We start from the raw sequence: 20729 nt of genomic DNA, 5'->3' as shown, positions 1-20729 counted from the left end.
AGACCCATACGGATCTCTCCCCCTCAGTCATATCCCAGCACGTCAGCTGCTACTCGTGCGACTGCGGCTTCCCGGACTTCTCGCCATGCTCCGCGTCCCACTCCTCATCGGTGGGCGTCTCATCGTACAGCTCCTTGCCCTCGCGCTCCACGAGCTCCATCTGCTCGTTGATCCACGCGGCCTCGGCCGGATTGATATCTGCGGAATTCAGCACCTTCTGCCACACCGGGTAGAACAGGTGCATCATCGGATACATGGCGGTGAACAGGATCTCCGGCTTGTGCTTGCGCCAATGCTGGGGATGCGCGTCGAACGTGTTCTTGAACCGCTTCATATAGTTACGGAACGACGAAAGCGACGTATCCATGCGACGGGCGCTCATGCCGGCGATCATGCGCGGCGAATACACGGTCTTGAGCCCCTTGCCCATCAGATGCAGCGAGATGTCGATGTCCTCGTGCATCACGTCTGACTTGTCCCGGCACACCTCGCCGGAGATCTCACGCCATGCGGAGGCGCGCAGCGCCATGTTCGAACCGAACAGCAGCGGCTGACCGTCGTCCGCGCGATAGATGCGCTTGCGAATGGAATTGTCCCCCTTGAGGCCGAAATGGCGGGACGGCATGTCGTAGTACATCACCGGACCGGTGGCGCCCATCGCGTCAGGGTCCTCGGTGAAGATGCCGGTGACGACCTCCACCCAGTCGGGCTTGATCATGCAGTCGGCGTCGAAACGGCCAAGGATATCGCCCGTGGCGTGGTCGAGACCATAGTTTCTGGTGGGGATCAGCCCCTGTTCCTCATCCTGATCCATCAGGATCACGTTGTCGTCGGGATGCTCCCTGATGAAGTCCTTCACCACCTGCGCGGTGTTGTCGGTGGAGCGGTTGTTGACCACGATGACCTCGTGGGGGCGCACGGTCTGTCGCGTAGCGTTGAGCAGACAGTCGGCGATTCTTTCTTCCTCATTCCATGCCGGAATCACGATCGAGACGGTAAGCACGTCTTCCACAATACGCGAGAGCTGGGATTGCACGACGTCCGCCGGGCAAACGTTTTGTGAACGAACGTTTCATATATCGTCGAACTCGGATCGCATGTCACCGTCGGTGGGAATAATGTCGCGTATGAATGAACGTCAGGAAGAACGCTTTGACGTCGGATCGGTGTTTCCGGGCAAGGGGGACCCACGGAGACCTCCGGAATGGTTCGGCCGTGGCCTGCTGTATACCGCGATCGCGGTGTTCGCGGCGGTGTTCGTGTGGAACACTTGGGGCAAGATCGACTCGATCATCTTGTATGTGGTGATCTCCATGTTCATCGCGCTGGCGGTGGAGCCCGTGGTCCGATGGCTGGTCAGCCACGGCTGGAAGCGTGCAGTGGCGTCCGGTGTGACGCTGGTCTCGCTTCTGGTGATCATCTGCGGACTGCTCACCCTGTTCGGCAACATGTTTGTGCAGCAGCTGGTGGGCATGGTCAAGAGTCTGCCAGGCCTGTACAACCAGATCGTCGACGTGATCGAGTCCCAGACCAACTGGAAGGTGCCCAGCATGGAGGATCTGGGCATGGAGGTGTTCAAGAGCCTGCAGACCAGCACGGTCACCAACTTCGCCAACCAGGCGCTGTCCACCACGTTCTCACTGCTCAACGTGCTGCTGGGCATCATGACCGTGGCGCTGGTCACCTACTATATTTCCGCGGCGTTCCCGGCCATGCGCCGCAGCCTTTGCCAGTGGATCGCGCCCAAGAGCCAGGAGCGTTTCCTGGTGGTGTGGACCGTGGTGCAGGACCAGATCTCGAACTTCCTGTACAGCCGCATCATTCTGGCCGCCATCTCCAGCGTATGCATGTCAATCTTCATGATGACGCTCAACATCCCGTACTGGCTGCCGCTGTCGATCTTCTGCGGACTGGTCTCGCAGTTCATCCCCACGGTGGGCACCTACATCGGCGGCGCCCTGCCGGTCGTGTCCGCATGGGGCACCAACGGCATCAAGTACGCGCTGTTCGTGCTCATCTATATCGTCGTCTACCAGCAGATCGAGAACCTGATCCTGTCGCCGGCGATCTCGCAGCGAACCATGGACCTCAACCCGGCCATCGCCTTCCTTGCGGTGCTGGCGCTCGGATCGGTGTTCGGCGCGTTGGGTGCATTCCTCGCCCTGCCGCTCACGGCCAGCTTCCAGACCGTGTTCAAGGCGTACACCAAGCGTTACGAACTCATCGACTCGCCGCTGCTGAGTGATCCGAAGCCGGTGAAGAAGTCGAAGATGGTGGAGGGCGTGGAGGCGTTCAACACCCATGTGGTCAAGCCCGTGGCGGACCACATGCCGCGCGCCGCACAGGGGTCGACCACTCGTGTGCGCGTGCATTCCTCCGCGGTGAGCGGTGAGCTCGAGTACGTGCACAGCCGTCTTGCGGGATACTCCACATCCGCCGAGCTTGATGATTCGCAGACCGTGGCGATTCCGAAGAAGAGCGTGAACCCGAGCGCATCCAAGCCGGACCTCAATCCGTCCGACGAATCCGATGGTACGGTGGACAGGCACGGCGATCATGATGACGCTCGTCGCGGCGATCACGATCATGCCGATCGCGCTGATCACACCGAATCCGCTCGTCCCGACAAGGACGACACCGCTACCGGCCGTAGTGCCAGGGAGGAGTGGCGCTAAATGGCCCTGCTGTCCGCCATCGACGTACTGCTGTTCGTACTCGGAGCCGCCGGCATGATCTACCAGGCGGTGTGCCTGCTTACCGGATTCTTCGTCAAGACCACCACCTTCCCCGAAGCGCCCAAGGACAAGCGCTACGCCGTGCTCATCTCGGCACGCAACGAGGAGAACGTGGTGGGCAACCTCATCGACTGCATTCAGAACCAAACGTACCCCAGAGAGCTCATCGACATCTGGATGGTGGCCGACAACTGCACCGACGGCACCGCCGCGCTGGCCAGATCCAAGGGATGCCACGTGGTGGAGCGCTTCGACCAGACGCAGATCGGCAAGGGCTTCGCGCTCACGTTCCTGCTCAACAACATGATCGACTCGGGCGCCACCAAGAAGTACGATGCCTACTTCGTGTTCGATGCGGACAACCTGCTCGACAAGGACTACTTCTCGCAGATGAACAACGCCTTCCAGTCGGGCTTCCGCATCCTCACCAGCTACCGCAACTCCGTCAACTTCGACGACAACTGGGTGTCCTCCGGATCTGCACTCTGGTTCGTCAGGGAGTCCCGGTTCCTCAACAACTCCCGCATGGTGTTCGGCTCGAGCTGCCACGTGGGCGGCACCGGATTCATGTTCTCCCGCGAGGTCATGGAACGCAATTCCGGCTGGAAGTTCCACCTGCTCACCGAGGATCTCGAATTCACGCTCGACTCGATTCTGCACGGCGACCGCATCGGCTACTGCGGCACGGCGGTGCTGTACGACGAGCAGCCGGTCACGTTCAAGCAGAGCTGGCGTCAGCGACTGCGGTGGAGCCGAGGCTTCCTGCAGGTGTTCCGCTACTACGGTCCCGCCATGATCCAGCGCGCCATCAAGGAGCGCGACTTCTCCTGCATCGATCTGACGCTGCTGATCTGCCCGTTCACCGCGTTGTCCGTGATCCGTACCGTGCTCGCCGCCGTCTTCGTGGCGCTCGGCTTCGTCTCGCTGTCGAGCCAGCTCGCCTCGCTCAACTTCTGGATCGTGGGCGGCGTGGCGTCCGTACTCGGCATGATGGCGCTCGCCGCCATCACCTGCATTGCTGAACGCGATAAGATCGACGCGACGAACAAGGAACTCGTGGCCTACTGCCTGAGCTTCCCCATCTACCTGATCAGCTACATTCCGATCTCGTTTCAGGCCATGTTCTCCAAGCCCGGATGGAAGCCCATCGAGCACCGTGGCCGCTGACCGAGGTTTTCCGCGCAGGCCCGTCGGCGATACTCCGCCGACACAACGATATGACTGACAAGAGGAGCGTACCCGTGACTGCATCCGCCATCGACACCAACCCCGTCAATCCGGGGTCGAGGCGATCCATTCGCGTACACCGTCGGGCGATGAGCCGACGCAAGGGCACGGTGATCGCCGCGGCCGTGATCACCGTACTACTGTCGGCCGGCTACGTCATGGCCGACGTGGCCGACGTGGCGCCCGGCCTGCTCACAGCATCATCGGTGAAGCCCGTCACCTTCCCCACGGCCAGAACGGCACGTACGGCGAAGACCGTGACCGGACAGTTGCAGAACGGTCCGAGCATCGACGCGTCCCAGGCGCAGAAGCTCGTCGATGAGTTCGCCGCTTCCGAAGGCGTGGGCACCGACTTCTCGCTGATCATCGCCGACGCTCAAGGCAACGCCGTGGTGAAGAGCAATGAAACCGCCACTCGCGAACCCGCCTCCACCATGAAGACGCTGACTGCGTTCGCCGCCGCGTCCACGCTCGACATGACGTCCACGCTCGACACCGAAGTGTATCTCACTGGTAGTGGCGATTCCGCGAAGCTCACCCTCAAGGGCAATGGCGACATGCTGCTCGGCTCCGGCGAATCCGACCCCGACCACATCAATGGTCGGGCGGGCATCGCCACGCTGGTCTCGCGCACCGTGGCCGCACTGCGCAGCAAAAACATCACCACGGTCGATCTTGCCTACGACGACTCGCTGTTCGGCAGCAAACGCCTGCCCGACACCATCGCCGCCAACAACACCGACCTCATGAACGCCGCGCCCATGGCGTCCATGGCCATCGACCAGGCGCGCAACTGGACCGGCACCGACAAGCCGTCCGACCCCGACGTGGACACGAAGTTCCCGCCAAGATCCAGCACCCCGGCCGCTGACACCGCCTCCGAATTCGCACGCCAGCTCACCGAACAGGGCATCACCGTCACGGGAACCAGCGAAGGCACGGCGCCGCAGAACGGCAGCCCGATAGCCTCCGTCAGCTCCGCCAAGCTCAGCGAGATCATGAGCTTCATGCTCAAGAACTCCAACAACACCGAGGCCGAACTCCTCGGACGTCTCACCGCACTCAAGACCGGACAGGAAAACTCTCCGGAAGGCGCCACCAAGGCGGTCAAGAGCATTCTCGAATCGCACGGCATCAGCACCACGGGTCTGACCATGGCCGACTGCTCCGGACTGTCCACCGGATCCCAGCTCACCGTGGAGACCCTGATGCAGACCCAGTCCCAATACGCGCAGACCGGCACCGAGGTGGCCGCCGCCAGTGAGGCGCTTGCCGTCAGCGGACTGTCCGGCACCGCACTGCACCATACGTTCCCCTCATCCTCCAACGGTCTGATCCGACTCAAGACCGGTACGCTCGACACGGTTACATCCATGACCGGCAACGTGTCGCGCACCAAGGGCGGCGTGCTCACCTTCGCGGTCATCATCAACAATCCGCAGAACATGTGGTCCGCCATCCAGGCACTCGACCATCTCGTCGGCCAACTGCCGGAGCTGTGACCATGGCCTACACTCCGGAACTGCGCAAGGGCATCGGCGACGTACGCCGCTGTCTCGAAACATTGGGAATCCACGGGCCGTCCGGCTCCCGCAGCCACGGCATGCACGAGCCCGACCGTAACGCCCCGCTGGTGCTCGTCGCCTGTTCGGGTGGTCGTGACTCGCTGGCGCTCGCGTCCGTCGCCACCACCGTATGCGGCACGATCGGCGTACGCTGCGGTGCTGTGATCGTGGACCATGGACTCGTTTTCGGATCCGCCGACGTGGCGCGCGCGGCCGCGGACAAATGCCGCAGATTTGGCATGGCTCCCGTGATCATACGCCGTGTGATCGTCGACTCCGCCGGCGTAGGCGTGGAATCCGCGGCACGCGATGCACGGTATCAGGCGCTGATCGACGTCGCATCGGAACTCGGCGCCGCCACGGTGCTGCTTGCCCATACCCGCGACGATCAGGCCGAGACCGTGCTGCTTGGACTTACCCGTACCTTCGGACTTGATTCGCTGGCGGGCATGCCCGACGTGATCGACCGCGACGGCGTGACCTTCGCCCGTCCGTTCCTCGATCTCACCCGCACGCAGACCACCGCCATCTGCACAAGCCGTGGCATCGAATGGTGGGACGATCCGACCAATGGGGGTACCGCGGACGAGGGAGGATTGTCCACCGATCTGCCGCTGCGCAGCCGCATCCGCAACGCTCTGCTGCCGTATCTGACGAATTTCGTGAAGACCGACATGGTCTCCCACCTGTCGCGTAGTGCACGGATCGCCCAACGAGACAAGGACTATATCGACACACAGGCCGCGCGCGTCTACGAGCATGTGGTGGACTTCGCCGACGGCGAAGCCATGGCAAGCATCGACGCGCGAACGCTGGCCGATGAGCATGAGGCGATCCGCACGCGGGTGATCGCCCGCACTCTTACGGAGTCCAATGTTCCCGTGTCGTCGAAGCATGTGGAGGCCATCGACCGTCTGATCGTCGACTGGCACGGCCAGGGGGCTGTGCGTCTTTCCAGCGGTTACTCAGCAAGTCGTCAGAATCACGTCATTCTCCTGTGCCATGATGGAATGCATGAAAATCGCTGATATCCAAGACGACATCATTGAAGAACTCGTCACCCGAGAGCAGATCGACGCCAAGATTCAGGAGGCTGCGGCTCAGGTGAGCCGTGACTATGCGGACAAGGATCTGCTGCTGGTGGCCGTGCTGAAGGGGGCAATCAACACGCTGGCCGCGTTCTCCCAGGCCCTGTCGATTCAGGTGTCCATGGATTTCATGAGCCTGTCGTCGTACGGCTCGGGTACGGAGAGCTCCGGCAAGATCACGGTACGTCAGGATCTGTCTACCGACGTACGTGGCCGCCACGTGCTGATCGTCGAGGACATCATCGATTCCGGCATCACCCTCGACTGGCTGATCAAGGAGCTCAAGAACCGCGGCGCCGCGTCCGTCGAGGTGTTCGCCCTGCTCGAAAAGCCGGCACGTCACAAGGTGCATATCGACGTAAAATACCGCGGATATGAGATTCCCGACAAATTCGTGGTGGGATTCGGCTTGGATTATGACGAGAAGTACCGCAATCTCGATTCGATCGCGGTGCTCAATCCCAAGGTATATCAAGGAGACCAGGAGTAGTACATGAGCTTTCCGGGCCCGAACAGGGGCGATAACGGTAACCCGTTCACCAATCCCGATGGGGGTCGGGGCGGTAAGTCCAACAAGAACAAGAACGGCAACGGGCAGCAGCGCCCGTTCTGGCAGTCGCCGTGGATCTGGGTCACGCTGCTGGTGCTGCTCGCGATCAGCGGATTCCAGATGTTCTCCATGGGCGGCACCCAGACCATCAATACGCAAGATGGTCTGCAGCTGCTTGAGGACGGTGCCGTGCAGTACGCGGAGATCACCGAGAACAAGCAGACCGTGAAGCTGGAGCTGAAGGAGGACTTCAGCAAGAAGGATCCCGACACCGGCAAGATCCGCAACTACGGCAAGAACGTGCAGTTCTACTACGTGTTCGCGCAGGGCGGCCAGATCTCGCAGGCCGTGGAGAAGGCCAACCCCTCCAAGGGATGGACCTCCACCGTGCCGCAGACCAGCATGCTCACGTACCTGCTGAGCTCGCTGCTGCCGTTCCTCATCATCTTCGGCCTGTTCTGGTGGCTGATGAGCCGCATGCAGGGCGGCGCCGGCGGCATGTTCGGCATGGGCAACAAGAAGACGGGCAAGCTGCTGGAAGGCAACACCCCGAAGACCAAGTTCTCCGACGTGGCCGGTGAGGACGCCGCACTGCAGGAGGTCGAGGAGATCAAGGACTTCCTCAAGGACCCCTCCAAGTACAAGGCGCTCGGTGCCCGCATCCCGCGCGGCGTGCTGCTGTACGGTCCTCCCGGAACCGGTAAGACGCTGCTGGCGCGAGCCATCGCAGGCGAGGCCGGCGTGCCGTTCTATTCGATGGCGGGTTCCGACTTCGTCGAGATGTTCGTGGGTCTGGGTGCGTCCCGTGTCCGTGACCTGTTCGACGAGGCCAAGAAGAACGCCCCGGCCATCATCTTCATCGACGAGATTGACGCCGTCGGCCGCAAGCGTGGCTCCGGCATGGGCGGAGGCCACGACGAACGCGAGCAGACGCTGAACCAGCTGCTCGTCGAGATGGACGGCTTCGACAACGATACGAACCTCATCATCATCGCCGCCACCAACCGTCCCGATGTGCTTGACCCCGCACTGCTCCGTCCTGGTCGATTCGACCGTCAGGTGGCCGTCGAGGCGCCCGATCTGGAAGGCCGCGAGGCCATCCTCAAGGTGCACGCGAAGGGCAAGCCGTTCGTGCCGGATGTGGATCTGCACATGATCGCCGTCCGTACCCCGGGCTTCACCGGCGCCGATCTGGCCAACGTGCTCAACGAGGCGGCTCTGCTGTGCGCCCGTGCCGGTGCCCAGCTGATCGACAACCGCGCCATCGACGAGGCCATCGACCGCGTGATGTCCGGTCCGCGCCGCCGCTCCAAGGGTATGGCTCTTGAGGAGCTGCGCAACACCGCCTATCATGAGGGTGGCCATGCATTGGTCGCGGCCGCGCTCAACAACACCGATCCGGTGACCAAGGTGACGATCCTGCCGCGAGGCCGTGCGCTCGGCTACACCGCCGTCATGCCCACGCAGGACCGCTATTCGCAGTCCCGTAACGAGCTGCTCGACCAGATGGCCTATGCCATGGGCGGCCGCACCGCCGAGGAGATCGTGTTCCACGATCCGACCACCGGTGCGTCGAACGACATCGAGAAGGCAACGAACATCGCCCGCAAGATGGTGGTGGAGTTCGGCTTCTCGTCCAAGCTCGGTGCCATCAAGTGGGCGTCGGATGACGACCAGACCACGGTGATGGACGGCCTGAGCCCACGCAAGTACTCGGATCAGACCGCGCAGACGATCGACGACGAAGTGCTCAAGCTCGTCGAGACCGCTCACACCGAGGCATGGACGATCATCAACGAGAACCGTGAGGTGCTCGACGAGCTCGTCCGCCAGCTGCTCGTCAAGGAAACGCTGAACGAGAAGGAGCTCGCCGCCATCTTCTCCAAGGTGAAGAAGGCTCCGCAGCGTGAGGTGTGGCTGTCGAACGACCGTCGTCCCGATTCCGATCTGCCGCCGGTGCCGATTCCCGAGTCCCTGCGCCGCAACGCCGGTCTCGAGAGTGCGGACGCCTCGTCTCAGACCACTCCCGCCAATGGCAATACCGAAGGAGCCGCCCGATGAGCGATACCGCAGCACCCAGGACGTTCGATGAGGAAGGCGTGCGCCAGGCCGTGCGTCTCTACCTCAAGTCCATCGGCGAGGATCCCGACCGAGAGGGACTGCTCGACACCCCCGATCGCATCGCCAGGGCGTCGCGCGAGCTGTTCGCCGGCCTGCGTCAGGACCCCAAGGACGTGCTGTCCGCCCGTTTCAAGGTGGACACCGAGGAGATGGTGCTGGTCCGCGACATCGAGCTCTACTCGGTGTGCGAGCATCATCTGCTCCCGTTCCACGGCGTGGCCCATGTGGGCTACATCCCCTCCAAGGAGGGCGTGACCGGTCTGAGCAAGCTCGCCCGACTGGTGGAGGTCTACGCCCGTCGTCCCCAGGTGCAGGAGCGTCTCACCCAGCAGATCGCCGACGCGCTCATGGACTACGTGGACGCCCGCGGCGCGATCGTGGTCACCGAGTGCGAACATCTGTGCATGTCGATGCGCGGCGTGAAGAAGTCGCAGGCACGCACCACCACGTCGGCGGTGCGCGGACTCATGCGTCAGCCCGCCACGCGCGCCGAGGCCATGAGCCTGATCCTGTCGCAACACTGAACAATCCACTCCCGTCGGTGGCTGCGGACGAACACGATCCGCGGCGCCGGCCGGTGGAAAACTGACTGAGGGTGGTCGCAGAACGATGGTGACCACCCTCAGTTGCGTATAAGGGGAAAACAAGAATGACCGATATCAATGCATTGCACGATCCCGAACGAACGCTGGTCATGGGAGTGCTCAACATCACCGAGGACTCGTTCTCCGACGGCGGCCTGTGGCTGGACCCGGACAAGGCCCGCGAGCACGGCGTGGCGATGATGAACGACGGCGCCGATCTGATCGACATCGGTGCCGAATCCACGCGACCGGGTGCCAAGCGCGTCAGCGAACACGACGAGCTCGCCCGCGTCACCGGCGCGGTCAGAGCACTGCTCGAGCATGACGCCGTGCTGTCGATCGACACCACGCGATCGTCCGTGGCATTGGCCGCGCTGAACGAGGGCGCGCAGATCATCAACGACGTTTCCGGAGGCCAGCTCGATCCCGAACTGCCGCACGTGGTCGCCGACCATGACTGCCTGTACATCGTGCAGCACTGGCGAGGCTGGCTCGCCGGCGGTAAGGGCGGAGTCCCTGACGCCGACACCTCCGTGTATGAGCACGGCGTGCTGCGCGACGTCAAGGACGAGCTCATGAGACAGGTGGATGCGGTGCTCGCCGCCGGCGTGAAGCCCGAGCGCGTGATCATCGACCCGGGTCTGGGATTCTCCAAGCCGGGCATCGAGCACAACCTGCCGCTGCTCGCCGGACTCGAGTCGTTCGAGGAGACCGGATATCCGGTGCTCATTGGCCAGTCGCGCAAGCGCTTCATCACCGCCATGCTGCAGGAGGCGGGAATCGACGAGCCGTCGATGGAGGATCGCGATTCCATGACCGCGGCGCTGTCCGCCCTGTGCGCCGAACATGGTGCATGGGCCGTGCGCGTGCACGACGTGCCCCGTTCCGTCGCCGCCGTCCACGCCGGTGCTCTCTGGCGTCGCTTCCGCTGACGCCCCCTGTGGTTCCCCTCCCTGCGGAGGGGAGCTGTCCGCTGAACGGCGGACTGAGGGGAGTCCTCGACTCCGTCCACGTTCTGCAGCCCGTCTGCCGTCATCCTTCCCTCCTTCCACCCCAACCTACGAAAGGTTCCAACCCCCATGGATTCCATCCGTCTCACCGGTATTCGCGCCGAAGCCACGCACGGCGTTCTCGACTTCGAACATGTCGAGCCGCAGCCGTTCATCGTCGATGCCACGATGTTCCTTGATCTTTCGGAAGCCGGACGCACCGATGACCTCACGGCGACGGTCGACTACGGGCAGATCGCCCAACGCATCGTCAACGTGATCGAAGGGGAGCATGTCGATCTGATCGAACGACTGGCAGCCAAGATCGCCGACTCGATCCTGCTGTCGCATCGCGTCCGCCGCGTCATCGTCACCGTGCACAAGCCGAACGCGCCGATCACCGTGCCGTTCGACGACGTGAGCGTGACCATCGAACGTGCCGCCGAAGGTGAGAATGAGCCCTCTGCGGCGTCGCTGACCGCAGCCTCGTCCCACACTGTCGACGAGAACGACCATGAGACGCCGGCGCCGAAGGTGCATTCCGCGGTGATCGCCATGGGCGGCAACATCGGCGATGTGGAGCAGACGCTGCGGGCGGCCGTGGTGGCCATCGACGGCATTCCCGGCAACCAGCTCACCGGCATCTCGCCGCTGTACCGCACGGCAGCGTGGGGAATGGAGCCGGGCACACCCGACTTCCTCAACGCCGTGATCCAGGTGAGCACCACGCTCGATAAGGAGACGCTGCTTTCCGCGCTGCAGACCATTGAATCCGTGCACGGGCGTTCCCATGAAGTGCACTGGGGGTCCCGTCCGCTTGACCTCGACATCGTCGACTACGACGGCGAGATCAGCGCCGACCCGCATCTCACCCTGCCGCATCCGCGCGCATGGCAGCGTGCCTTCGTGCTTGCGCCCTGGTCGGATCTCGACCCCGACGCTCGCCTGACCGGAACCCATGGCGGCCGCATCGCCGATCTGCTGGAGCAGACCCCGGATCGCGACGACGTGCACAAGGTGTCGGACGGATGGATTCTCGGCGGATCCGTCGACGAGGCGTGACGGCACGAATACCCACGCAACAACCGACACAGTACGAACGAACTGACGGGAGACAACAATGAAGGCACGTCGCACGCCATGGTGGTACTACGCCATCGCAGTGATTCTCGGCGGATTCGCCGGCGTCATGCTGGTCAAGCTCACCGAGCACAGCGAGTACACGTTCACGGGCGCGCCGTGGATCGTGCCCGTGCTGCTGGGTCTGCTCGGCGTGCTGGTACTTGTCCTGTCGTGGCAGGTGCACAAGTACGTCAAGGGGGATCTCAAGGATCTGAGCATGGAACGTGCCGTGAACACGCTCGTGCTCGCCAAGTCCCTGGGCGTGGCCGGCGCCGCCCTCGTCGGATGGTACGGCGGCCAGCTGGTCATGTGCCTGCCTCATCTTGATGCGGAATACTATGCCAACGCCGCGCTGGAATGCGGGGTGGCCGCGGTGGTCTGCCTCGCCGACATGATCATCGGCATCGTGGGGGAGTACTGGTGTCAGTTGCCGCCTCATGAAGGGCCTGAGCATCCTCAGGTCAAGGAAGCCGAGCGTCTGCGTGGCGCGGCGCCTGCGGCCAATGCGGCCGGCGCCGCCAATCGTGTGAGCGCCAGGCGTCGTCATGAATCCGAAAACGGGCGTGGCGACGCCCGGTGACACTGCTCCTCGCACTTCGCACGCCCCCGTCTGATCGACCATGCCTTACGGGGGTGTCGATTGCGGTCGTGACACGTATGTACACGCATGTGACACAATGGAACGTATGACACGTTATGAATTGCGCATGATCACGGGCACCCGTGACATCGCCCTGTGGACCGCCGACGAGGGTGGGGAACTGCGTCCGGTGCACGTCTATGGCGAGCACGAACAGTATCCGCTGACGGCCGATCGGTACTACACGAATCTGCCGAATCTGTTCCTCGATGTGCTGGACCTGCTCGATGGCAACGCCGCCGCCGTGGACGGCGAACGAATCGAAGCGTCGGCTGCAGGCGGCAAGACCGTGAGCCTGCGGAACCTCGCCCAGCGTGCGGCGCACGCGGCGGCTGACGGATCCGGCAACGCCCGGCGTTTCAAGGATGCCCGTGCATTGTGGGCCCTGATGAGCAACCATGTGACCGTACATGTCAAGCGTCCCGACGACGAGCCGATCGTGGACGTGCGTCGTACCAAGAACTGGAAGAAGAACCAGCCGATGCGTGCGGTGCCCGTCGACCCGAACGCATGGTTCATCTCCAGTGTGTATTCGCGTTCCAATCAGCGTAAGAATCCGGTGATCGTATACCGGGGCATCGATGCCGTGTTCGATGCGCTGATGGGTGATCTTGACGAGACCGCGGCCCCCGCGCTGGCCAAGGCCCGCGATGCGATCTCGGCGAATCTCGACTATCCGACCTACGCCGACGTGGCCGGAGCGCTCGACGATTCCAACATGCTGGTGTTCCACAACGACCAGTCGCTCGCCGACTGGATTCGTGAACGCTCCAAGGAGCAGGAAGTGATCTTCCCCGATACCCCGGCGCAGGTGCATGTCATCCCCGATCCCACGGTGGATGAGGACGATCCCGCCTATCTGCCGGCCGAGTCCACGATGACGATGAGCCATCTGGCCAACGTCCTCGCTCCCCGCGAGTAGCGACGGAATCAGAAAATGACAAGCCCCCTCATGATGAGATGAGGGGGCTCGTCATTCTGTTCCTACTTCTTCCGTGGCACACGAATCATGGCCTCCTGGCTCATCGCCGCCACCAGTTGGCCATCCTGCGAATACACCTTCGCGTAGCTTAGACCACGGCCATGCGCGGCGGTCGGCGTATCCTGCACGTACAGATGCCACTGGTTCACATCCACATCGCGATACCACCACATCGAATGATCGATCGTCGCGTATGAAATGCCGGGAGTCATGAAGCTCAGTCCGGCGCGACGCACGATTGGCTCCATCATGATCTGATCGCAGCCGCAGGCCAGAATGGCACGATGGCATAGCTGCGGCACGTCGGCATGCCCATCCACCTTCATCCACACCATCTGACAGCCGCTGTCGTTGGTCTTCGCGGTCTTGTCGCTGCCCAGCATCACCGTGGAATTCACATGACGAATGTCGAACGCGGACTTGGTCGCATAGTAGTTCGCGAACGCCGACTGATCGGCATACGGTTCCATCAGTTCCTTGGCCGAGCTCAACGTCTCGGGATCCGGCACGTTCTCGGGCATGGGATCGGAGAACTCCACGCCGTCCTGTCCATGCTTCTGGAAGCTGGCGATGGCGGTGAGGATAGGACCTTCCGCCTGCGTGGCGTTCACGCGACGTGCGGAGAACGAACGACCGTCACGCAGATTCTCCACATCGAACAGCACGTCCTGATGAATGTCTCCGGCGGCGATGAAATACGCGTGGATCGAATGCGGCAGACGATCCTCGTCCACAGTGCGCGCGGCCGCCACCACGGACTGTGCCACCACCTGACCGCCGTAGACGCGGCCGGTGGGGAAGTACAGGCTCTCGCCGTTGATATACGTGTGGTTGCGGTACGCGGACGGCTCTCCCAGATGAAGCACCTTGATCAGATGTTCCAGCGGCGTCTTTTCCTTGACCGGCATAGCTTTCCTCACTTCACGTATAGCCTGATTCAATATGTCTGCAAAGCAGTCTATCCGGGACTCGTAAAGAAACCTTGGTGTGTTATGTAACGACTTCGTGAGATAGATGAACGCGAGATAACGACGTCCTCGTCCTCTTACTCCATGCTCCCTCCTGGGAGGGAGCTGTCCGACGCAGTCGGACTGAGGGAGGGATCACACATCGCAGAAGTTCGAATATGCCGTATAAAAACCCGCCCACTAGACAAAAACGGCGTCCCGCCCGGATCACTCCGAACGGAACGCCATCCCATTATCAATCAACGCCCAAGCCGGCGCCGATCCGCCGCATCATCAATCACGAACGCGGCATCCGTGCGATATCACACGCGCATCTCGCACGTGCATCTCACACGCGGGTGAGCTTGCGGTGCAGACGGTGCGGACGGGCCGCATCCTCGCCGAGACGGGCCACACGGTTCTCCTGGTAGGCCTGGAAGTTGCCCTCGAACCAGTACCACTTGGCCGGGTTCTCGTCGTCACCCTCCCACGCGAGGATGTGCGTGGCGACGCGGTCGAGGAACCAACGGTCGTGGGAGATCACCACGGCGCAGCCAGGGAAGCCGAGCAGCGCGTTTTCGAGCGATTCCAGCGTCTCGACGTCCAGATCGTTGGTGGGCTCGTCGAGCAGCAGCAGGTTGCCGCCCTGCTTCAGGGTGAGCGCCAGGTTCAGACGGTTGCGCTCACCACCGGAGAGCACGCCCGTGAGCTTCTGCTGGTCGGAACCCTTGAAGCCGAAGCTGGCCACGTAGGCGCGGGTCGGCACTTCCACGCCGGCGACCTCGATGAAGTCAAGACCGTCGGACACGGCCTCCCACAGGTTCTTCTTCGGATCCAGGCCGGCACGGTTCTGATCCACGTAGCTGATCTTCACGGTCTCGCCGATCTTCAGCTCGCCGCTGGTCAGCGGCTCCAGACCCACGATCGTCTTGAACAGCGTGGACTTACCCACACCGTTCGGGCCGATCACGCCGACGATGCCGTTGCGCGGCAGCGTGAAGGACAGGTCGTCGATGAGCACGCGGTCGCCGAACGCCTTGTGCAGGTGCTTCGCCTCGAGCACGAGCGAACCCAGACGCGGACCGGCCGGGATCTGAATCTCGGAGAAGTCGAGCTTCTTGTTGTTGCGTGCCTCCTGCTCCATCTGGTCGTAACGCTCCAGACGGGCCTTGTTCTTGGCCTGACGGGCCTTCGGCGAGGAACGTACCCATTCGAGCTCGTTCTTGAGGCGCTTGGCCAGCTTGGCGTCCTTGGCGCCCTGGATCTCCATACGCTTGGCCTTGGTCTCCAGATACGTGGAGTAGTTGCCCTTGTACGGGTAAAGCTGACCGCGGTCCACCTCGCAGATCCACTCCGCCACGTTGTCCATGAAGTAACGGTCGTGGGTGACGGCGATCACGGCGCCCTTGTACTGGTGCAGGAACTGCTCTAGCCACAGGATCGACTCGGCGTCCAGATGGTTGGTGGGCTCGTCGAGCAGCAGCAGGTCGGGGGCCTCAAGCAGCAGCTTGCACAGGGCCACACGACGGCGCTCGCCACCGGAGCACACGGACACCGGGGTGTCGGGATCGGGGCACTGCAGGGCGTCCATGGCCTGCTCGAGCTGGGAGTCGAGATCCCAGCCGTCGGCCGCATCGATCTCGGCCTGCAGCGTGCCCATCTCCTCCATCAGCGCGTCGAAGTCGGCGTCCGGGTTCGCCATCTCCTCGCCGATCTCGTTGAAGCGGGCCACCTTGGCGGCGATGTCGCCGAACGCCATCTTGATGTTCTCGCCCACGGTCTTGTCGTCGTCCAGCGGCGGCTCCTGCTGCAGGATGCCCACCGTGTAGCCCGGGGTCAGGGTCGCCTCGCCGTTCGACACGGTGTCGAGACCGGCCATGATCTTCAGCAGCGTGGACTTACCCATGCCGTTCGGGCCCACCACGCCGATCTTCGCACCGGGCAGGAAGCTCAGCGTCACGTTGTCGAGGATCACGCGGTCGCCGTACGCCTTGCGAGCGTTGATCATCTGATAAATGAATTCAGCCAAGTGAGTTCCTTATCTCTATCGTTGGTTGTATTTCATTGACAAGTATTGGCGTGCCCCGATCGCCGAGATCATCGAGATCGTCGCGAGACACGGCAAAAGTACCAAACCCATTATTCTACAGCCCATCTACAGGGCCTTGCCCGGGTTGTAGAGTGATCGGCGTGCATGATGAGAGATATGAGAAGACGGCAGAGGCATCCACGACTTCGCGCAACGGCATGAACGGCATGAACGGCGCGACGTCGGCGTTGCTCGCCGCGCTGATCTTCCTAGTGGCGTTGAATCTCCGGCCGGCCATCGCGGCCGTCGGGCCGGTGCTCACGCGCATTGGCGGCGACATGGGCTGGGGAGAAAGCGTGCTGGGCGTGCTCGGAGCCATGCCGCTGTGGGCGTTCGCCGTGGTAAGTCCTCTGGTGCGGTTCGTCACCGCTCGCATCGGCGCCGATCGTACGATTCTCGTGGCGCTGCTGGTGCTGGCGGCCGGGGATGCGACCCGCTCGTTCGGCGGTCCGGTCGGCGTGTGGCTGGGCACGGTGGCGGTCGGCGCCGGCATAGCCGCAGGCAACGTGCTGGTACCCGTGATCGCCAAACGCGACTACGCCGATCATGTGCCCATGGCGACCGGCGTGTATTCGGCATGCATCACCACCGGATCGGCCGTCGCCGGACTGACCGCCGCGCCGTTGGCCGCTGCGTTTGGCGGATGGCGGCCGGCGCTCGCCATCTGGGCCGTGCCGCCGCTGGTCGTGGCGCTGCTGTGGCTGTCGCGCGTGATACGCGAACGGACGACCTCTATGACGGAGTCCTCTGCCACGGAGTCCTCTGCCACGGCCGATCATCGCCCCGACGAGGGATCGGCCGGCGAACCCGCCATCGAGTCCGTCGTCCACGTGCCCGCCGATGATCGCCCGCTTTGGTGCCGGCCGATGACTTGGTACGTCACGTTATTCATGGGGCTGCAGTCGGCCGCGTTCTACACGATGTCGAACTGGCTCCCCTCCGTCGTTACCGCCGTCGGATTCAGCGATTCGGTCGCCGGCGTGCACCTGTTCGTCTTCCAGTCGTTGGGCATTCTCTCCGGCCTGCTGATCCCCACGCTCATGCGGGCCCGCGGCAATCAGATCTGCGCCGCCATGACCGCCAGCGTTCCCATGGTCGTCGCCGGACTCGGATGGATGCTGCTGCCGCGACTCTCCCTGCTCTGGAGCGTGATCGGCGGCATGGGACAGGGCGCCGCGCTGGTCGTCGCGCTCACACTGATCTCCCTGCGTGGTCGTACTGCCGCCGAGACCGTGGCGTTGTCCGGCATGGCGCAGTCCCTCGGCTACCTGCTCGCCTCGATCGGCCCGCTCGCCTTCGGAACCCTTGCCGAACTGTCCGGCGGCTGGGCCGTGCCGCTCGTTCTTTTCACCGCATTGGCCTCCCTGCAATGCGTCATCGCCGTGTTTGCCGGTCGCGAGCGCGTGTGATGCCGTTGCGGGTTTATGTCGTGCGTCTGCCGAACCGATGGCGATCGGCGGCCTGATTATGATTGGCGACGGTGAGACCATGGAACCATGGCGCGCAACATATTCACGAATGATATGACATCTGTGTCATCGTCGACGTCTATGACATCGTCAACGTCTGTGTCGTCGTCGACGATCGTCACCGACGATGACAGGACGGCCGTGCGCCGTATGCGCATCACGGTGTTCATGTGGCTTGCGATATTTGCCGCCATACTGTCCTGCACGATCGCGGCCGGTCTCGATACCAGCGGCGGCCCCGCGGCCGGCACGCCGATCACGGCGACCGTGACCTCCACGAATCCGGGAGACAACATCGTCACCGTGGCCGCCAACGGTGAGGAGTCCACCTTGCGGCATCTCCGGCACTCGCCCTACGCATATCGTGCCGGTCAGCAGATCAACGCCTATCTATTCGACGGTGGGATCTACGAAACACTGGACGGAGTCAGCAACGCCACCCCGTTGCGGCGTGCGTATCCATGGCTTGCCTTGGGGACGCTTGTAGTCGGCGTCGTCGCGCTGACATACGCGATCGGATGGCGACGCGCGACGAAACTGATTCGGGAAGCCGAGTCAGGCGATCCGGTCTCCGCCGCTTTCCTGCGACACGGTCCGCAATTGGGCACTGTCGACTGGTGGTGGACGTCCCTTCCCGTTAGGCCTCATGTGGAACGACGCCACATACGAGCGCTCGGCGTGATGCTACTGGTCCTTGCCGTCGGCATCATGATTTCCGAAATCCGGCTGTGGCGTTCGCCGCTCATGGTCGAATTCGGCATGGCGATGGCATTGTCATGCATTCCGCTGATCGCCATCGGAGTGTGGTGCCTGTCGTTTGTGCGGCACCCGACCGAACATCGCATAGTCGTGCTTGGTCGGATGCAATGGGCGATGCTCGCCGTCGGACTGATCTCGCTGGCCGTCGTATGGCTAACATCATTCGATATGTATGCGGCGGGCGCGCTCGCTACCATGTACGGTTTCTCATTGAACTACGCCCGAGGCATTCGCCTGCTGTCCTATGCGGCGCTGCCCGGCGAGGTCGTCATTCCCCACGACAGAGAACGCATCGATGCCGATCTCGAACGCATGGCCCGGACCGAACCGCAGATTCCGATGGACGATCTCGGCATGCGCGCGGTCAGGGCTAAACGTGAACGTCGCATGGCGCTGCGATATGCGCTGCTGTCCGCGCTGTTCCTGCTGATGCTGATCGCTTTCGTCGTGCTGAAGTTGACGTTGGGGTAATGGCCGACTTCGGCCGGTCTGATCCGACGATGATCATGCCGGTGGCGATCATGCCAGTGACGATTGCCTAACGGTCCGCCCTGCGCCGTGCCGTCCAACGCGTGCCGATGCGGCGGATCTCCAGATCCAGACCGAACAGCGCACCCAGTCGTTCCTCGGTCAGACCGTCCTCTAGAGTGCCGGTGAACACCACCGAACCGGGCAGCGGATTGCCTTCCAGCGTGGAATAGATCTGTGGATGGCGCTCGCAATACTCGTCATAGCGCGCACGATCGATCCTGCCCATCAGCGCGATGTGATCGAATCCCGCCGGGATCTCCTCCAACTGATGCGTCACGATCACGATCGTGCGGTCGTCATCAGCCGTACCCACGCGGCCGAGTTCGCGCATGATGAGCTCGCGGCCGCCCAGGTCCAGTCCGGTGGTCGGCTCGTCAAGAATCAGCAGATCGGCGTCGGCCAGCAGCGCGCGGCAGATCAGTACACGCGTGCGCTCGCCCTCGGAAAGCTTGGCCATGGTCTTGTCCGCCAGATAGTCGATGCCGAACCGCTCCATGATGCCCATGGCCCGCTCGTACTCTTCAGGGGTGTGCTCGCGCCATTCGTTGCCGAACTGGCCGCGCATCACGCCCATCACCACGTTGAGCGGATCCTCGATCGGGCTGATCTCCCGTCCGAACGACGCCGACGCCAGAGCGATACGGCTGCGGTGCTTCTGCAGGGCGCCGCCGCCCACGGTCCGGGAGCCGAGCACCTCCATATGTCCCACGTTCGGGAACATGCGCATGGCCATCATCGACACCAGCGTCGATTTGCCGATGCCGTTCGGTCCGAACAGCACCCAGCGCTGACCGCGGGGAATGGACAGGTTCACGTCGGCGAGAATCAATCGCTGCTGCCGGTAGAATCCCAACGATTCCGCGTGGACCGCGTCATGCTGCGTTATAGGGGAATCTACGGCCATCATCAGATCCTTTCCTCGAACGTTCGAGCCGTTGCGGCGGGAACGAAGCCGGGCAATAGCAACAGCATAGAACAGGGGATGGCGGTGGGTAGGTGAGCTTCGGGAAGTTCGGAGCCGGGGGATGCCGCGCGGCGTGGTTCGAGAGAAACGGATATTGAAACCGTCGCCGCGCGGTTGATCTCAGAGGGCGTCATCTCTGGCGCCCATGCTTATCGTACCGCGAATATGTACGATCGTACATGTACATCGTGTTGCGGATCGACGATGTGGTCGATGGGCCGTTCGTGAATCGCCGGTAAATCGTCATGCACCGCCGTCTGAAGTGATTGTTACGGCTGTTTTTCGTCGGCAAGTCGAGGGGAAAGCTCGCATATTCTTGTTGTAGACGTGATTTTGCTGTGTTTGCGACACGCCGAGCGAAGCCTGT

General features: G+C 62.8%; 17 protein-coding genes. 13 read left to right on the top strand and 4 right to left on the bottom strand.

From position 1 onward, the window contains the following. Positions 1-49: 49 nt before the first annotated feature. On the bottom strand, positions 50-1003 hold the full coding sequence (locus tag Tam10B_RS05045; protein ID WP_093960181.1) for a glycosyltransferase: 954 nt from the start codon (positions 1001-1003) through the stop codon (positions 50-52). Between the two features lie 124 nt (positions 1004-1127). On the opposite strand from Tam10B_RS05045, the gene Tam10B_RS05040 reads away from it, so the two are divergent. From Tam10B_RS05040 to Tam10B_RS04990, 11 genes are all read left to right on the top strand, one after another. Next, positions 1128-2675, top strand: coding sequence for an AI-2E family transporter (locus Tam10B_RS05040; RefSeq protein ID WP_093960180.1), 1548 nt, complete (start codon positions 1128-1130; stop codon positions 2673-2675). Beyond that, the gene (locus tag Tam10B_RS05035; protein WP_093960179.1) at positions 2676-3902 is read left to right on the top strand and encodes a glycosyltransferase family 2 protein; all 1227 of its coding nucleotides are present in this window, start codon (positions 2676-2678) and stop codon (positions 3900-3902) included. Between the two features lie 74 nt (positions 3903-3976). Beyond that, on the top strand, positions 3977-5464 hold the full coding sequence (gene dacB, locus Tam10B_RS05030; protein WP_408606632.1) for a D-alanyl-D-alanine carboxypeptidase/D-alanyl-D-alanine endopeptidase: 1488 nt from the start codon (positions 3977-3979) through the stop codon (positions 5462-5464). A gap of 2 nt (positions 5465-5466) precedes the next feature. Beyond that, a complete protein-coding gene (gene tilS / locus Tam10B_RS05025; protein WP_093960177.1) occupies positions 5467-6555 on the top strand; it encodes a tRNA lysidine(34) synthetase TilS in 1089 nt (362 codons plus the stop codon). Continuing rightward, positions 6542-7105 carry a hypoxanthine phosphoribosyltransferase gene (hpt, locus tag Tam10B_RS05020; RefSeq protein WP_093960176.1) on the top strand — a complete coding sequence of 188 codons (564 nt, stop codon included), beginning with the start codon at positions 6542-6544 and terminating at the stop codon, positions 7103-7105. The genes tilS and hpt overlap by 14 nt, the downstream gene beginning before the upstream one ends. Positions 7106-7108: 3 nt before the next feature. After that, positions 7109-9226, top strand: coding sequence for an ATP-dependent zinc metalloprotease FtsH (gene ftsH / locus Tam10B_RS05015; protein ID WP_093960175.1), 2118 nt, complete (start codon positions 7109-7111; stop codon positions 9224-9226). Further along, entirely contained in the window at positions 9223-9810 is a 588-nt protein-coding gene (gene folE, locus Tam10B_RS05010) for a GTP cyclohydrolase I FolE (RefSeq protein ID WP_093960174.1), read from the top strand. Before ftsH ends, folE begins: the two co-directional genes overlap by 4 nt. 125 nt (positions 9811-9935) lie before the next feature. Next, the gene (folP, locus tag Tam10B_RS05005) at positions 9936-10802 is read left to right on the top strand and encodes a dihydropteroate synthase (RefSeq protein WP_093960173.1); all 867 of its coding nucleotides are present in this window, start codon (positions 9936-9938) and stop codon (positions 10800-10802) included. 147 nt (positions 10803-10949) lie between these two features. Continuing rightward, positions 10950-11921, top strand: coding sequence for a 2-amino-4-hydroxy-6-hydroxymethyldihydropteridine diphosphokinase (gene folK / locus Tam10B_RS05000; protein WP_093960172.1), 972 nt, complete (start codon positions 10950-10952; stop codon positions 11919-11921). Between the two features lie 58 nt (positions 11922-11979). Further along, a complete protein-coding gene (locus Tam10B_RS04995) occupies positions 11980-12561 on the top strand; it encodes a DUF3180 domain-containing protein (protein ID WP_093960171.1) in 582 nt (193 codons plus the stop codon). Between the two features lie 106 nt (positions 12562-12667). Beyond that, the gene (locus Tam10B_RS04990; RefSeq protein WP_093960170.1) at positions 12668-13543 is read left to right on the top strand and encodes a hypothetical protein; all 876 of its coding nucleotides are present in this window, start codon (positions 12668-12670) and stop codon (positions 13541-13543) included. A gap of 62 nt (positions 13544-13605) precedes the next feature. Here Tam10B_RS04990 and Tam10B_RS04985 read toward each other — a convergent pair whose 3' ends face one another. After that, the gene (locus tag Tam10B_RS04985) at positions 13606-14511 is read right to left on the bottom strand and encodes an acyl-CoA thioesterase (RefSeq protein ID WP_093960169.1); all 906 of its coding nucleotides are present in this window, start codon (positions 14509-14511) and stop codon (positions 13606-13608) included. 388 nt (positions 14512-14899) lie between these two features. After that, the gene (ettA, locus tag Tam10B_RS04980; protein ID WP_093960168.1) at positions 14900-16579 is read right to left on the bottom strand and encodes an energy-dependent translational throttle protein EttA; all 1680 of its coding nucleotides are present in this window, start codon (positions 16577-16579) and stop codon (positions 14900-14902) included. A gap of 218 nt (positions 16580-16797) precedes the next feature. On the opposite strand from ettA, the gene Tam10B_RS04975 reads away from it, so the two are divergent. Further along, complete coding sequence (locus Tam10B_RS04975) at positions 16798-18048, top strand: MFS transporter (protein WP_093960198.1); 1251 nt, start codon at positions 16798-16800, stop codon at positions 18046-18048. A 141-nt stretch (positions 18049-18189) separates the two neighbouring features. Continuing rightward, positions 18190-19338, top strand: coding sequence for a hypothetical protein (locus Tam10B_RS04970; RefSeq protein WP_143248540.1), 1149 nt, complete (start codon positions 18190-18192; stop codon positions 19336-19338). Positions 19339-19405: 67 nt separating this feature from the next. On the opposite strand, the gene Tam10B_RS04965 is transcribed toward Tam10B_RS04970, so the two are convergent. Next, positions 19406-20305, bottom strand: coding sequence for an ATP-binding cassette domain-containing protein (locus Tam10B_RS04965; RefSeq protein WP_233133598.1), 900 nt, complete (start codon positions 20303-20305; stop codon positions 19406-19408). Between the last annotated feature and the right edge of the window lie 424 nt (positions 20306-20729).

This window comes from Bifidobacterium vansinderenii (assembly GCF_002234915.1).
Classification (GTDB): Bacteria; Actinomycetota; Actinomycetes; order Actinomycetales; family Bifidobacteriaceae; genus Galliscardovia; species Galliscardovia vansinderenii.
This window is presented reverse-complemented; position numbering and strand designations above follow the sequence as displayed.